This is a genomic window from Undibacterium sp. Jales W-56 (assembly GCF_025548535.1).
GTDB lineage: Bacteria > Pseudomonadota > Gammaproteobacteria > Burkholderiales > Burkholderiaceae_D > Undibacterium.
Window position 1 is genome coordinate 609,665 of sequence record NZ_JAJLQW010000002.1, and the last position, 14,250, is coordinate 623,914.

At 50.6% G+C, this 14,250-nt stretch carries 13 protein-coding genes; 6 read left to right on the top strand and 7 right to left on the bottom strand.

What is annotated here, in order from left to right; all coding sequences use genetic code 11:
- Positions 1-41: 41 nt before the first annotated feature.
- The 4 genes from cls (at position 42) to LPB67_RS08745 (ending at position 4,323) form a co-directional block, all read left to right on the top strand.
- Positions 42-1,382, top strand: a complete 1,341-nt coding sequence (cls, locus tag LPB67_RS08730; protein ID WP_410482723.1) for a cardiolipin synthase — start codon at positions 42-44, stop codon at positions 1,380-1,382.
- A gap of 92 nt (positions 1,383-1,474) precedes the next feature.
- Complete coding sequence (locus tag LPB67_RS08735) at positions 1,475-2,425, top strand: hypothetical protein (protein ID WP_262836739.1); 951 nt, start codon at positions 1,475-1,477, stop codon at positions 2,423-2,425.
- Positions 2,426-2,527: 102 nt separating this feature from the next.
- Complete coding sequence (locus tag LPB67_RS08740) at positions 2,528-3,166, top strand: phosphatase PAP2 family protein (RefSeq protein WP_262836740.1); 639 nt, start codon at positions 2,528-2,530, stop codon at positions 3,164-3,166.
- A 110-nt stretch (positions 3,167-3,276) separates the two neighbouring features.
- Positions 3,277-4,323, top strand: a complete 1,047-nt coding sequence (locus LPB67_RS08745; protein ID WP_262836741.1) for a DMT family transporter — start codon at positions 3,277-3,279, stop codon at positions 4,321-4,323.
- A 177-nt stretch (positions 4,324-4,500) separates the two neighbouring features.
- Here LPB67_RS08745 and LPB67_RS08750 read toward each other — a convergent pair whose 3' ends face one another.
- The 4 genes from LPB67_RS08750 to LPB67_RS08765 form a co-directional block, all read right to left on the bottom strand.
- Positions 4,501-4,803: a YqjD family protein gene (locus LPB67_RS08750; protein WP_262836742.1), complete on the bottom strand. Its 303-nt coding sequence runs from the start codon at positions 4,801-4,803 to the stop codon at positions 4,501-4,503.
- A gap of 144 nt (positions 4,804-4,947) precedes the next feature.
- Positions 4,948-5,484, bottom strand: coding sequence for a ferritin-like domain-containing protein (locus LPB67_RS08755; RefSeq protein ID WP_262836743.1), 537 nt, complete (start codon positions 5,482-5,484; stop codon positions 4,948-4,950).
- Between the two features lie 45 nt (positions 5,485-5,529).
- A complete protein-coding gene (locus tag LPB67_RS08760; protein WP_262836744.1) occupies positions 5,530-6,420 on the bottom strand; it encodes an OmpA family protein in 891 nt (296 codons plus the stop codon).
- A gap of 102 nt (positions 6,421-6,522) precedes the next feature.
- Positions 6,523-6,906: a DUF4398 domain-containing protein gene (locus LPB67_RS08765; RefSeq protein WP_262836745.1), complete on the bottom strand. Its 384-nt coding sequence runs from the start codon at positions 6,904-6,906 to the stop codon at positions 6,523-6,525.
- Positions 6,907-7,131: 225 nt separating this feature from the next.
- Between LPB67_RS08765 and LPB67_RS08770 the strand changes: the two genes are divergently transcribed.
- Together LPB67_RS08770 and LPB67_RS08775 are read left to right on the top strand one after the other, a co-directional pair.
- Positions 7,132-7,284 (top strand): hypothetical protein, encoded by a 153-nt coding sequence (locus LPB67_RS08770; RefSeq protein WP_262836746.1) that lies wholly within the window; start codon positions 7,132-7,134, stop codon positions 7,282-7,284.
- Positions 7,285-7,289: 5 nt separating this feature from the next.
- Positions 7,290-9,350 (top strand): AsmA family protein, encoded by a 2,061-nt coding sequence (locus LPB67_RS08775; protein ID WP_262836747.1) that lies wholly within the window; start codon positions 7,290-7,292, stop codon positions 9,348-9,350.
- A 381-nt stretch (positions 9,351-9,731) separates the two neighbouring features.
- Here LPB67_RS08775 and LPB67_RS08780 read toward each other — a convergent pair whose 3' ends face one another.
- The 3 genes from LPB67_RS08780 to LPB67_RS08795 form a co-directional block, all read right to left on the bottom strand.
- Complete coding sequence (locus LPB67_RS08780) at positions 9,732-10,565, bottom strand: response regulator (RefSeq protein ID WP_262836748.1); 834 nt, start codon at positions 10,563-10,565, stop codon at positions 9,732-9,734.
- Between the two features lie 64 nt (positions 10,566-10,629).
- Positions 10,630-13,272: a PAS domain S-box protein gene (locus LPB67_RS08785; RefSeq protein ID WP_410482717.1), complete on the bottom strand. Its 2,643-nt coding sequence runs from the start codon at positions 13,270-13,272 to the stop codon at positions 10,630-10,632.
- Between the two features lie 208 nt (positions 13,273-13,480).
- On the bottom strand, positions 13,481-14,200 hold the full coding sequence (locus LPB67_RS08795) for a Crp/Fnr family transcriptional regulator (RefSeq protein WP_262836749.1): 720 nt from the start codon (positions 14,198-14,200) through the stop codon (positions 13,481-13,483).
- Between the last annotated feature and the right edge of the window lie 50 nt (positions 14,201-14,250).

The window sequence follows — 14,250 nt, forward strand, 5'->3', positions numbered from 1 at the left end:
CCAATCATGTTATTGACGTAATTCGTACTCTTAGCATCATCATGGTCAGCCTGATGGCAACTGCCTGCGCTGCGCTGCCTGAGGTGCGCTATCTGAATACGTCGCTCACTGCGCCAGGCAGCCCGACTGTTACGAATGCGCAAGGCGCGCTCAGCGCAAAGAAAACCAATCTTCTGCTGACCAAACGCTGGCGCAATTCCCACACGGATCTTGCCGCGTTGGCCGCACTTGAGGAAGCGGCTACCGGCAGCCCACTCATCGCCGGCAATAAAGTTTCCTTGCTCTACGACGGCCCGCAGACGATAGCCGCGATGATGGACGCAATCAGCGCCGCAAAAGACCACATCAATTTGGAGACCTATATCTTCGACCAGGATGAACTGGGTATCCGCTTTGCCGACTTATTGATTGCCAGGCAAAACGCAGGCGTACAGGTCAACATCATCTACGACAGCGTTGGGACGATAGGAACACCTCAAGCATTCTTTAACCGGATGCAGTCTGCAGGGATTCACCTGCTAGCTTTCAATCCAGTCAATCCATTAAAACTGATCGGACCATGGGAACCGAATAACCGAGACCATAGAAAAATTCTGATCGTCGATGGTACGGTGGCTTTTACCGGCGGCGTCAACATCAGCGCTGCCTACGCCAATAGTTCATTATTCCGTTCAAAAACCAAACGCGATACCAAGGTGGGCTGGCGCGACACCCACATCAAAATTGAAGGTCCGGCAGTCGCTGCCCTGCAATGGATATTTATCAATACCTGGACAAACCAGAAATCGCCGGAGCTGTCCGACAGTAATTTCTTTCCGCCTTTAAAAGAAATCGGGGATAAATTGGTGCGGGTACTCGCCAGCGAGCCAGGCAGCAATTACGAAATTTATAAAGCCTATATTCTGGCGATACAAGAAGCCAGGCAGAGTATCCACATCACCAGCGCCTATTTTGTGCCGGATGCGCAGATCCTGCGCGCTTTGAGCGAGGCCAGCCAACGCGGGGTGGACGTCAAGATTATTCTGCCGGGCGTCACGGATAGCGGCTTGGTATTTCATGCCGCGCAGTCTTTTTATAGTGAGATGCTTGCCAGCGGGATCAAGATTTATCAGTTGCAGATCGCCGTCTTGCATGCCAAAACTGCCGTTATCGACCAGGTCTGGGCAACGATAGGATCGACCAATATCGATACCCGCAGTTTCCTGCATAATAATGAAATCAATGTCGTGGTATTTGGCGAAGAATTTGGTAAAACGATGGAAGCGACCTTCCTGGAAGATTTACGCTATTCAGTCGAAATCACGCAGCAAGAATGGGCACGTCGGCCAATGAGCGACAAACTGAAGGAATGGGCTGCGCGCAGCATGGAATATTGGCTCTAATCCTGACGAGTCATCGCAAGGACAGTTCTCAGTGAACATGGCCTCATAAATCATTGAAGAAACTTCCCTCAAAAAAAATCAATGGAGTTGCAATGCCAAGCATCAACAATATAAAGCTGGCCCGCTTATCACAGCATGTCAGCTTTGCTCCGCTATTTTTCGCGCTATTCCTATTTGTAAATATTAACCACAAGGTACTGGCAGACAATGATCCGAAGGCGTTCGATCCCGTCAAAACCATGCAAGCCAAGTACGCGGCATTCGAGCCTCAGCTTAAACAAAATCAATTCAATCGGCCATTGGTGCTCGAATCGGCAGAGATAGATCATCGTTTAAAAGGCGATATTTACGCCGTCGTCAACTACCCGATCGCTACCGTCGCCACGGGACTCAACAATCCGGAACACTGGTGCGACATCATGCACTTGCACATTAATACCAAGTACTGCCATGTCATTAAGGGAGCAGAGAGCGATTCTCCTGCCACCAAGCTGAGAATCTATATCGGAAAAAAAATACCGGAAGACTTAGCCGATGCAAAGCGTGTGGAATTCAACTATATGCTCGCAACAAGCAGACCTGACTATCTGCAAATCAACCTCAGCGCCGACGAAGGACCGCTGGGCACGAGCGACTATCGCATCATCCTCGAAGCCATCGCGCTGTCAAAAACAAAAACCTTCCTACACCTGACCTACTCCTACGCAGTCAGCGTTGCCGGACGCATCGCGATGCAAACCTATCTGGCTACCGTCGGTCATGGCAAAGTCGGATTCACCATCACCGGCAAACAGGCAGATGGTCAGCCCGACTATATCGGCGGCGTACGCGGCCTGATGGAGCGCAATACCATGCGCTATTACCTGGCGATTGATAGTTATCTGGACTCGGCAAATAGTGCTCCTGATGGGCAATTAGAGAAGCGCTTGCTAAGCTGGTATTCCGCCACCGAGAAATATCCCCGCCAATTGCACGAACTCGATCAAAGCGATTATGTTGAGATGAAACGGGCTGAGTATGTTCGACAGCAAGCCGTCCATTAATAGGAAACAAGCACGCAGCATTCCTTAAAATCAACGGGTTCATGTGCGATTTATTATAAAATTCCGCACATTCGGTTAATTTCAGACAATTCCATAAAACCAATGACCAATCTTGTCTATCGTATTGATCAATCTTCCGATTTTTTAGAGCAACTTAATCAATCTGTTTTTTTACAAATCAATGCAGATTTAACGACCTCGAACTGGCAACTCAATCTAGCCATATTCATCGCTGAATACTTGATTCTGGCGATTCCCTTGCTGCTCATCATCCTATGGTGTTGGGGTAATACTGTTCAACGCAACCTGGCGCTGAAAGCATGTGCCGTCGCATTGATTGCACTTGGAATGAATCAGCTCATTATTATGTATTGGCCGCATCCCCGACCTTTTATGATAGGCCTGGGTCACAGCTTTATTCCGCATGCGGCTGACGCATCATTCCCTAGCGATCATGGCACTGCATTTGCATCGATAGGATTAACGTTCTTGTTTTCATCGCTGCGATCGGCAACAGGATGGATAATTTTAGCCATGGGCGCCCTGGTTGCCTGGTCGCGTATATTTTTGGGCGTCCATTTTCCACTGGATATGCTGGGAGCGGTTCTTGTATCCTGCATCGCTTGGCTAGGCCTGACTTTTTTGTGGAATAAAATGGGCGATGCGATCACAAAATGGTGTGAGAAAATTTATCGCGTTCTGTTCGCCCAGCCAATTGCACGCGGATGGATTCGCCGCTAGTTCACGATACCAGTTCACCATACACGGACCAGCCAGCACGGTTTACACATAGCAAATGCGGAATATCTTGCAGCGTCATTTGCTACCGCACTGCCAAAGAATAGGATGATATGGTCACTCAGCGTTTTTTTCAATCGGGTGTCATGGCGGCTCTCGGTGCTGCCTTATTATTCGGCATAGGTACGCCGCTCGCCAAATTACTATTGGGATCGATTAATCCGTGGATGCTGGCCGGATTGCTGTACCTGGGATCCGGCACAGGCTTATTCCTGTATCGCTATGTGCGTCGATCTGCGAGCGTCGCATTAGCTCGTAGCGACATCCCCTGGTTTGTCAGCGCCATCGTTGCCGGAGGCATCATTGGCCCCGTCTTGCTGATGCTGGGCTTGAGCGGCATGTCGGCATCGGGCGCCTCGCTCCTGTTAAATGCAGAAGGCGTGTTTACAACGGCATTGGCCTGGTTCGTATTTAAAGAAAACCTCGACCGCCGTATCGCATTTGGGATGTTCGCCATTATTGCCGGCGCTTTGATATTAAGCTGGCCCGATGATCTCCGGATGGAAAATATCTGGCCTTCATTGTCGATCCTGGGAGCCTGCCTGGCCTGGGGGATCGATAATAATTTAACGCGCAAAGTATCATTATCCGATGCGTCGTGGATTGCCTCGGTTAAAGGTCTGGTAGCGGGATCGGTAAATTTATTTTTAGCCTTTATGTCAGGAGCGGCCATTCCGCCAATGCCCGACTTGATCGCAGCCACGCTGCTTGGCTTCTTTGCTTACGGTGTCAGCCTGAGCCTGTTCGTGATCGGTTTGCGACACCTTGGCACCGCCAGGACGGGTGCGTATTTTTCGCTTGCCCCCTTCCTAGGGGCGACGCTGGCAGTGCTGCTGGGCGAGCCACTGAGCCTCAGCCTGATCTTTGCCGGGCTATTAATGGCGTTGGGAATTTATTTGCATCTGACCGAACACCATCATCATCTGCACACCCACGAAGAATTGGAGCATGGGCATGAACATGTTCATGACAAGCATCATCAGCATGCACACGAATTTCCAGTTGAGACAGGCGTTAAGCACAGCCATCCTCACAAGCACAGCCAATTGACGCACGGTCATGCACACTTCCCTGATGCACATCATCAGCACAAGCACTAAGCGAATAAGGCTTTTGCAACCATTTTTTCGTTTATCGAGATGACTCGGAATAAATTCATCTCAAGACGCATTTGACGATTCGCCTGCTTTATCAACGCCCCAATTCAATATCATCTGCAGCAATTACCCGTATGCGGATAGCGCGTAAATATCAGCAAACTACATCTGGCAGTTGGTCTATTTCCGGCGCACTACCATGCCCAGTAACAATCCAACACCGGCAGCGGTGGCGATCGCACACCACGGATTTTCTTTGACATAAACATCGGCAGAGGTTGCCAATTCCTTACCCTTAATGATGGCGTTGGCTTGCGCTTCCTGTGCTTTCACCAGAGCCGCATCCAGCATCTGCATGGCACGAGCGCGTGCTTCTTCCGCCTTCTCGCCGGTTAACGCAGCGGCGGCGACGAACAGGGCTTGCGAATCTTTCAATAAGACTTTAACGTCGGTGTTGACTGCTTTTAAATTTGATTCCAACATGATGTTTTCCTAAAAAATGTGTGATTATTTAACTTACCTGGCCTGATATTTTTGATCTCAAGCTGTCAAGCTCAAACGAATTCAAAACACGTCGTTTAAGTTTAAGATTGAGGTTTAGTCAATTTTTAATAGTTACTTGCGGAGTTACGCCAGCAAATCCCGCATATCGTCAGCATGCTCTTCTTCCATCGCCATAATGCCAGTGAGCATGTGTTTCGTCGTCGGGTCGGTGTCACCGATCTGCTCTATCATCTGGCGATAGGCCTCGATCGCGATGCGTTCGGCAATCAGGTTGGCTTTGATCATCGACTGGATATTGTCAGAATCATCGTACTCCGCATGACTGCGCTCGACCAGGGTAGCCGGATTAAAATCCGGGCTGCCGTTGAGTTGCACGATCCGTTCCGCCAGCAAGTCGGCGTGCGCCTGCTCTTCCATCGCATGCTGTAAAAACTCTGCTTTGATGGGGCCATTCTGCAAACCGTTAGCGGTGTAATAATGGCGCTTATAGCGTAATACGCACACCAGTTCGGTCGCCAATGCGCCATTCAACATAGCAATCACCTCTTTACGATCGGCCTGATAACCGACGGTCACTGCGCCATCGTCGAGATTTTTGGCAGCATCCCTGATGGCGGCGGTGTCGATTGCGGTATGTTTCATTTTTTTAACTTCGTGCATGATGCTTTCTCCCAAATTGACGTATTGAATGAATCAAGAAATTGATTAACGCTGCGCAACTTTGCCGCTGGCATCAGACAGCACGATCTCTACCCGGCGATTCAACTGGCGATCCTGCGCGGTGGCATTGCCAGCGACCGGATAGGCTTCGCCATATCCGCGGAGCGCGATGCGTTCACCCGCGATACCCATTTCCTGCAAGGCGCTGCGCACTGCCATGGCGCGGCGTTCGGACAATTGCTGGTTATGGGCGGCCGTGCCTGTGCTATCGGTAAAACCTTCAACCAATACCGTCCGTTGCGGATTCTGCTGTAATACATCGGCGAGTTTTTTTGCAGTACGCATGCCTTCTGGATTCAGGCGCGCCATGTCCGTACCGAACAAGACATCACCCAAGGTGATCACCATACCCCGCTCGGTTTTTTTGGCGGCCAGGTCGGCTAGCTGCGCCTCTAATTGGGCAGCGCGTGCCTGTGCATCCTTGGTCTGACGTTGCGCATCGGCAGCTTCGCCTTGCGCTATTTGTGCGGCCAACTTCGCCTGATCGGCGCTGACCTTCGCTTGATTGGCTTCATTGGTGCGTTGATCTAAACGAATTTGGTCGCGCTCTTTACCGGCATTGGCCACTTCGGCTTCTGCAGATTTTTGCTTGGCAACTTCTAGCGTCAATGCGATTTTTTGTTTGGCGACATAGGCTAATTTGTCGATTTTTTCTATGGCGTCTTTATTCGCTGCTGCCACGTTTGCCTGATCCAATGCATCAGTTGCCTGTTTCATTTCCAGCGGTGCATAACTCGCTACCTTGGGATTGCTTTGCGCTGCGGCATAGTCATTGCGGGTCTGGTCTAGCAAACTCGTTGTTGTTGGCATGGAACTGCATGCCGATACAAAAACAGCCATCGCCAACAGAACTGGGGTGAAATGTGTTTTCTTCATGATAGGACCTTTTAATTTTTTGGAATAAGCTTAACGTGCCCACTTAAAGCGATGCACACTGCACTGCAGATCCATCGACAACCAGTCTGCAGTAATACCGTTTTATTTGATTGCGTTATTGCGGGCTAACTCTTCACGCAGAACGCGAATATCGTCTTGCAGAGCATCGGCTGCGGCTTGTGCCTTAGTTGAATTCGCCTTGCCTTGGGCCAGCTTGGCATCAGCCTGCGCCTGGGTCGCCAGGTCGTTCGCCAGCTTATAGTCTTTTGCCGCCATGGCTTTGTTGGCGAGCGCCATTTTGTCGCGGGCAGATGCCATTTCGACTGGTGCGAATTCCGCACCGCCTGCACTAGAGGCATTGTCTACGGCGGCTTTAGAAACGGCAACATTCGCTGTCGCCGGGGTCTTCATACTGCTGCAACCAGTAGTCAATATCACTGCAGCACCACACAGGGCCGCGAAGTATAAGTTTAGATGTATCGTCATTATTTCTCTCCGGTGAACTATTCATCGAGCAGGGTTTTGCCCACGATGTAGAAGGTTATAGGCCGTATTACTGGAGAGATCGGTACGCTGACGCACACACGTAGTATTTTTAAAAATTAAATTAAACCTCAATTCGGTATGTCAACGTACATATCGAAAAATCTGGATAACCTAGCCTGACGTTCATCGTATCCAATATCTACCCAACATCGAAAGTCTGGCATCATGAATACCTCGCTTATGTTTATGCCGCTGATGTCACTGATCGCCAAGTTTTCCGCTATTGTGGTACCGCGCCCGATGGCGGCAGTGATGAGCGTATACATGCTGATCGGCAATCTGACGAAGTTCCTCGATGTAAATAATTTTTTTCAATAGAATCTATGTATCGCATCAAACTCATCGTCTTTACTTGCCTGCTGGCGATTCCCGTCATCGCACTTATCGTATTCACCCATCTCGATTGGAATCGTGCCAAGCCCTGGCTCAACGCCCGTACCAGCGAAACGCTTGGACGACCGTTTGCGATCCGTGGCGATCTGTCTCTGACCTGGGATAAGCAAGCAGTGGGACCGGAGCTGGAAAAAAATTGGCGCGGCATGATTCCGTGGCCGCACCTGATTGCCAAAGATATTCACATCAGCAATCCGGCATCGCTGGCTGTGTCAACGGTCGGGGGATCAAGTGACGCTAGCCCGGCTGCTGAAATGGCGAGTATCGAGCAGTTTGCTTTTTCATTAAATCCTTTAGCTTTATTGGATAAAAAAATCGCTATCCCGGTACTGCGTTTTGACGCCCCCTCAGTAAACTTATTGCGCAATGCAGACGGACAAAATAATTGGACGCTCCCCGGCAACGATCAGGCATCCGTCTGGAAAATCGAATTACAGCGGGTGATTTTTACCAAAGGCAGCGTACATTTACTCGACGCGGTAAAACATGCCGATGTACATGCCGATATCGATACTATCGACACCGATCCTGGCTACGGCGTTAGCTGGAAATTGCATGGCAAATACGATGGAGAAACCGTCAGTGGCAGCGGCAAAGCAGGCGCGATACTGTCGCTGCAACAGCAGACCGCGCCCTACCCGATAATGGCCAATCTGCACCTCGGTAAAACCATGATCGCGATTGAAGGTACGCTGACCAAGCCGACTGAATTGGCTGCGCTGGATATGCGTTTGAAAATAGCAGGAACCAGCATGGCGCGCCTGTATGCGCTGAGCGGCATTGTGATGCCGGAGACGCCGCCGTTTACCACCGAGGGGCATCTGATCGGGACGCTGGGTCGGCACAGCAGCCATTGGATCTATGACAACTTCAGCGGCAAAGTCGGTTCCAGCGATATCGGTGGAACCCTCGACTTACAAACCCGGCCAAGCCGTCCTGTACTGACAGGAACAATTCTGTCGCACCTGTTGCAATTCTCCGACCTTGCGCCGCTGATTGGCGCAGACTCGAATAGCAGCAAAGCAGAACGCGGCGCGACGGCACATCAACCGGCCGATAAAGTATTGCCAGTAGAAAAATTCAAGACAGAGCGCTGGACTAGCGTCGATGCAAAAATACAATTCCGTGCAGAAAAAATTATTCGCGAGAAAGAATTACCGATCAATAAACTGACCACCACCTTGCAACTACAAGACGGCGTGCTGCGACTATCTCCTCTGAGTTTTGATGTCGCCAGCGGCAAGCTCAATGCCGATATCACTCTGGACGGCAGCGGCAAAGCCGATCAGCATGCCATCAAGGCCAGGATGAAAATCAGCGCCCGTCATCTCAAGCTGAAACAATTATTCCCGACCCTGGACGCGCTGCAAGCCAGTATAGGCGAGATCAACGGCGACGCGTCCTTATCGGCAACTGGCAACTCGGTCGCCAGCTTATTAGGCGCATCAAACGGCGAAATCAAGACCCAGATCAATCAAGGTAGTATCAGCAAGCGCTTGCTGGAGGAAATGGGATTAAATATCGGCAATGTCGTCCTTACCTACCTTTCCGGCGACAAGCAAGTCAAACTCAATTGCATGGCGACGGATTTTTCCGTGACCAATGGCGTGATGCAAACCCGTACTTTTATTGTCGATACGGATGATGCGATATTAAATGTCAACGGCAATATCAATATGACGCAAGAACAATTAGATCTGACGATCAAGCCCAATAGCAAAGGTCTGCGCATTTTTTCGCTCAGGACACCGCTCTATGTACGCGGCAGTTTTAAAGATCCGAAAGTCAGCATCGATAAAGGCGTATTAGCCTTAAAGGCCGGCGGCGCGCTCGCCCTGGCCGCCGCCGCACCTGTTGCAGCCCTGTTGCCGCTGATCAATGCCGGACCTGATGCAGAGAGCGGCTGCACCCAATTGCTGGCAGATGCCAGGGTAAAACCCGTCGCACCGGCACCGGGTAAAACCTACCGCGCTAAAGCGGCTGTTAAATAAGGATATTCACCAAGTTTGGTGGCGCGTTTGGATATGCATGTACGCTGAAATGCAAAACCACATCCCGCTTAGCCACAGGCTGAATGCGGCTTACAGAGACATTTCGTGCCAACAGGCGCATCCGGCTTGCGGCTTCGTTTTTAATATCGACATTCTATCGAGCCGTTTACTCTCGCCTTTTTCTATGTCTCAGTAGTGAGTAATTTTGGTTTTGCGTAAAACCTACGGCTGAAACAACTATGACGATAATGTGAACCGCCTTCACCCCAACCCTCTCCCGCATGCGGGAGAGGGGGTTAAATGCGGTTAGATTTGGAGGGTATCTGCCTTGATCTACCTAAGAAAGACCAAGTTGAAGTTCAAGCAAATATAAAGCCAACGCTATTTGCGCTCAGGTCGCATGCGATGCGTGACATCCATACCGATGCCGCGATAGCCGGTAAAGCGACTCGATGAGTCGAACATCGGTTCGCCGCTGACTTGCAGATATTGAATACTGCCATCCGCATTGGTACGGCTATACACAAAATCGAGAAACGGGCGGCGACTCGCGATGTTGGCATTCAATTGGGCGCGCTCGGCGGCATTCCAGCCAGCCAGGGCTCTAGGACTTTCGCCCAGCATATCGTCGGCATCAATACCCAGCATCTCGAACACCGGACCGGATATGCTGGTGAAATTACCCTGAGGATCCTGTTCCCAGTACCAGTCGGAAGACAGTTCAGTAAAACTCTTGAAGCGGGCTTCGCTCGCGCGTAATTCTGCGGTGCGCTCCATGACGGTTTGCTCCAGCACTTTGCTGTAATTTTCCAACTTGCGATACAACAGCCGTACTTCCAGCATATTGTGAATCCGCGTTTGCACCTCAACCAGATCAAACGGCTTACTGACAAAATCTTTGGCACCGGCTTGCAGTGCCTTCAACTTGTGTCCCGGCTGCGCGGTGATGACCAGTATGGGGAGATAACTATCGGCGTCAATTCTCTTCAATGCCTCCATCACCTCAAAGCCATCAAATCCAGGCATTTGCAAATCCAGCAAAATCAAATCATAGCGATGTTCTGCATGCAGATCGCAGACTGTGCGTGGATCCATGGTGCTGGTGATATTGGTATAACCGCGATTCGTCAGCATCTGCTCCAATAACATCACATTCGCTTTTTGGTCATCGACGACCAGGATACTCGCATTGAGGAATTCGGCTGCTTCTAACATGATGATCTTCCAAATATTTTTCAAAAACGCTTATATCGCTCATACCGCGACTATGACCAGCGGCCTACTTTTCTAGCAAGCTATTTTCTGCGGCAAAATGCAATGCGACATCCAGTGCATCCATGAATTCATTGACCTTAATCGGCTTGGTTAGATAGCGGAAGAATCCCGCCTCCAGCCCTCTCTCAATATCGCGCGGCACGGCGTTTGCCGATAGCGCCATGATGGGGATATGACTGGTCAATGGATCGTCATGTAAAATTTTAAGAGCGCCGAATCCGCTTAATCCGGGCAAGTTGATATCCATCAAAATCACGTCTGGCAGGTATGCACGGGCTAAGCGGATACCAAGATGCGCATCAATCGCGGACAACAGTTTTAAATCGCTGCGGCGCGCCACCAATTGCGCTACCAAGGCCAGATTGGCTGGATTGTCTTCGACATAGAGCAAGGTACGTTGAGCCGCGATAACTCCATTATTCGAACGGTCCACACTATCTTCGACAATGTCCTTGCTGCTATCGGTGGTCAGCTCGGGGGCGTTACAGGCGGGTAACTCGACCCAAAATACGCTGCCGATACCGACATTGCTTTCAACACCGATCACGCCGCCCATCAACTCGACCAGCTGCTTGGTCACGACCAGGCCAATGCCTGTACCCTCCTCGGCGCTAGTCTCTTGCCCCAAGCGATTAAAGGGCTGAAATAACTGCGCTAACTGGGTTGCGCTCAAACCAGCACCGGTATCCTGCACGCTGATACGTATACGCTTGTCGCCGCTCGCATTGCATTGAACAATCACGACGCCGCCATCCCGATTGTATTTAATCGCATTCGATAATAGATTGATGACGATTTGCTTGACCCTGGTTCTGTCCGCGTGTACGTAGAACAAATCATCGAACTGCGGAAACGTCATATGGATCCCGCGCTTTTGCGCTTGCGGCTCTATCATGGCCTGGCAGTCTTGCAATACTTCGGTCAGGGATATCGCCTCGTGCGACATCGTGACTTTGCCCGATTCAATCATGGCCAGATCGAGGATCTCATTAATCAGGCGCAGCAAATACCAGCCGGCTTGCAAGATTTGATCGATCGACAATTTTTGTGCCGAGGTCGGTGGCGGCGTCTCGGATGCCATCAATTGTGCAAAACCCAGCACCGCATTGAGCGGCGTGCGCAACTCGTGACTCATACTGGATAAGAATTCCGATTTGGCTAAATTGGCTTTTTCCGCAATGGCCTTGGCGTTCTCCAGTTCCACATTATTCTCTTGCAAAGCATGCTCAAATTGCTTGCGCTCCGTGACATCACGCGCAGCCGCAAATACACCTTGCAACTTACGATCACGATCATGAAACGTGGTGGCGTTATAGGACACCACCGTTTCTTTGCCGTCCTTGGCATGGGCGGTCAATTCATAATTTGTCACCTTGCCTTCACGCAGGACCCGGGTAATCGCGGCTTCGGCGCGGTCCGGATCGGTAAAATAATTTTTGAACGGCACCCCGATCAATTCGTCGCGCGTACAACCCGTCAAGGCCTCCATCTGCTGATTCACGTCGCTGATGATGCCTTTGGGGTCGGTCGCTATCAAGGCATCAATATTCGATTCGATTAAAGAGCGGGTATAGAACTGCTGATCGCGCAGACGCTGGTCCAGCAAAGCCTGCTCGGCTTCGACTTGTTTGCGCGCCGTATTATCGGTACCGATCAACAGATAGCCGATCACCTTATCGGCTTCGTCACGCAAAGCCGTCACCGAAACGATCGCGGGAAAACGGCTGCCGTCATTACGGATATAAGTCAGCTCATAAATATCTTCAATACCGCGTGACGCCTTAAACACCAAAGCCTCAAAACCTGGCGTGATAGTGGTATCCAATTCCAAACTGAGCGCAGCAGCACGCGTGATCACCTCTTCTTCATCGGAGATACCGGTCGGCGTAATTTTATCGACCACATCGACGGCACGATAACCCAACATGTGTTCGGCGCCGACATTAAAAATCTGGATCACACCTTGTGCATCGGTTGCAATGACGGAAAAGTTGGCGCTATTAAAAATCGCGTTTTGCAACGCTTCGGCTTTCAGCAAAGGCTGGCGACCGTACTGTATCGCCTGCTCCATCGCGGATCGGCCATGCGCCAGCCGCCGCACGTGTAAAGCTAGCCATACCAGAAAACCGAATAATAAGACGATACTGATCAACATCACTTCAAATCGTAACAGCTCACTACTTCTGCGTTGCCCTAACAATCGCTGCTCTTCTGCAGTAGCGTCTGCCGTCAGTGCGCGGATAGCGCCCGCTGCCTCTCGTCCGCTATTGAACAGAGAACGCGCCGATTCAAAGCCTTGCGCATCAAATACCGCCTGGCTCTCGATCAGCATCCGGATGCGTTTATCCAGCAATACCGTGAGCTGGACGATCCGTGCCCGCTGACTGACATTATCGATTGTCAGGTCGGTCAGTTGTGTGATGACCGACCTTAACTGCGCTACAGCGGCATTGCGCTCCTCAAGAAATTTTTTCTCCTTGGTCAAAAAATACGCCCACTGCCCGTTCTCAACCCTATCAATTTCGGAACTGAATTGATTAAACCGAGAAACGACTTCGCGCGTATGTTCAACCGTGGTATAGGAAGCAATCGGCAGAGCGATATTCCACGCCATGCCGCCGATGAGCAACAAGACAGCGAGTGTCATGCCGATACCGATTAAGATTAAGCGTTCGACTGATAATTTATTGAGGGCGACCATATCTATTCTGACCTTGATGACTTAAGCGGAGCAAAAAACGAGAGCGCTAACCTGGGCTCAAACAAGGTAACGGCGATGCCGTGACGCCAACGAGGCGTTTTAATCTTACATCTGCGATTCACTGATGCATTGCCTGAATCCGTCCATCAACCTATCAGCGTTGACGCACATCAGACAGAAGCCGGGCAAATTCCTTTTTGACGACCTCATAGCATTCGCATACTTTGTGTTCCAGGCCGCCGCGGTTGACTACCGTAATATGACCGCGCCGGTTACTGATAAAACCTTCTTGCTGTAATTTTCCGGCGGCTTCAGTGATACCTTCACGCCGCACCCCCAGAGTATTCGCAATCAATTCCTGGGTGATGGTGAGTTCATTCGATGGCACACGATCCAGTGTCAACAGCAACCAGCGGCACAATTGTTGCTCGACCGAGTGATGGCGATTGCATACCGAAGTTTGCGACATCTGCGTAATCAATGCCTGGGTATAGCGCAGCAGCAAGCGCAGCACCGGGCCGGCACGATTAAATTCGTCCATCAATATGTGCGATTTCAAGCGATATGCGTGACCGCTGGTTTGAACAACTGCCCGGCTCGGCGTGGTATCCCCTCCCATGAACAGCGAGATTCCGAGAACTCCTTCATTTCCCACTCCCGCAATTTCAGAGGAGCCGCCGTTTTCCAATAAATAATGCAGCGAGACAATCGACGTCGTCGGAAAATATACGTGCTGCAGCTTGCCGCCCGACTCATATAGCACGTCACCTAGCAGCATCGGGATTAATTCCAGATGCGCGGAAAGGCGATCATATTCAGCGTCTAGCAAAGCGGCTAGCAGATGATTCTGATTGGGATTATGGACACTGGACATAGCTGCGTTTCTGTTTCCAGTCGTGAAAAATTAGAAGATGCGAGCTCAGA

Excerpts from the sequence above, each read along its gene's own strand:
- LPB67_RS08735 (WP_262836739.1), top strand. The coding sequence starts at position 1,475 with ATGCCAAGCATCAACAATATAAAGCTGGCCCGCTTATCACAGCATGTC.
- LPB67_RS08745 (WP_262836741.1), top strand. The coding sequence starts at position 3,277 with ATGGTCACTCAGCGTTTTTTTCAATCGGGTGTCATGGCGGCTCTCGGT.
- LPB67_RS08760 (WP_262836744.1), bottom strand. The coding sequence starts at position 6,420 with ATGAAGAAAACACATTTCACCCCAGTTCTGTTGGCGATGGCTGTTTTT.
- LPB67_RS08775 (WP_262836747.1), top strand. The coding sequence starts at position 7,290 with ATGTATCGCATCAAACTCATCGTCTTTACTTGCCTGCTGGCGATTCCC.
- LPB67_RS08750 (WP_262836742.1), bottom strand. The coding sequence starts at position 4,803 with ATGTTGGAATCAAATTTAAAAGCAGTCAACACCGACGTTAAAGTCTTA.
- LPB67_RS08755 (WP_262836743.1), bottom strand. The coding sequence starts at position 5,484 with ATGCACGAAGTTAAAAAAATGAAACATACCGCAATCGACACCGCCGCC.
- cls (WP_410482723.1), top strand. The coding sequence starts at position 42 with ATGGTCAGCCTGATGGCAACTGCCTGCGCTGCGCTGCCTGAGGTGCGC.
- LPB67_RS08795 (WP_262836749.1), bottom strand. The coding sequence starts at position 14,200 with ATGTCCAGTGTCCATAATCCCAATCAGAATCATCTGCTAGCCGCTTTG.
- LPB67_RS08785 (WP_410482717.1), bottom strand. The coding sequence starts at position 13,272 with ATGACACTCGCTGTCTTGTTGCTCATCGGCGGCATGGCGTGGAATATC.
- LPB67_RS08740 (WP_262836740.1), top strand. The coding sequence starts at position 2,528 with ATGACCAATCTTGTCTATCGTATTGATCAATCTTCCGATTTTTTAGAG.
- LPB67_RS08770 (WP_262836746.1), top strand. The coding sequence starts at position 7,132 with ATGAATACCTCGCTTATGTTTATGCCGCTGATGTCACTGATCGCCAAG.
- LPB67_RS08780 (WP_262836748.1), bottom strand. The coding sequence starts at position 10,565 with ATGTTAGAAGCAGCCGAATTCCTCAATGCGAGTATCCTGGTCGTCGAT.
- LPB67_RS08765 (WP_262836745.1), bottom strand. The coding sequence starts at position 6,906 with ATGACGATACATCTAAACTTATACTTCGCGGCCCTGTGTGGTGCTGCA.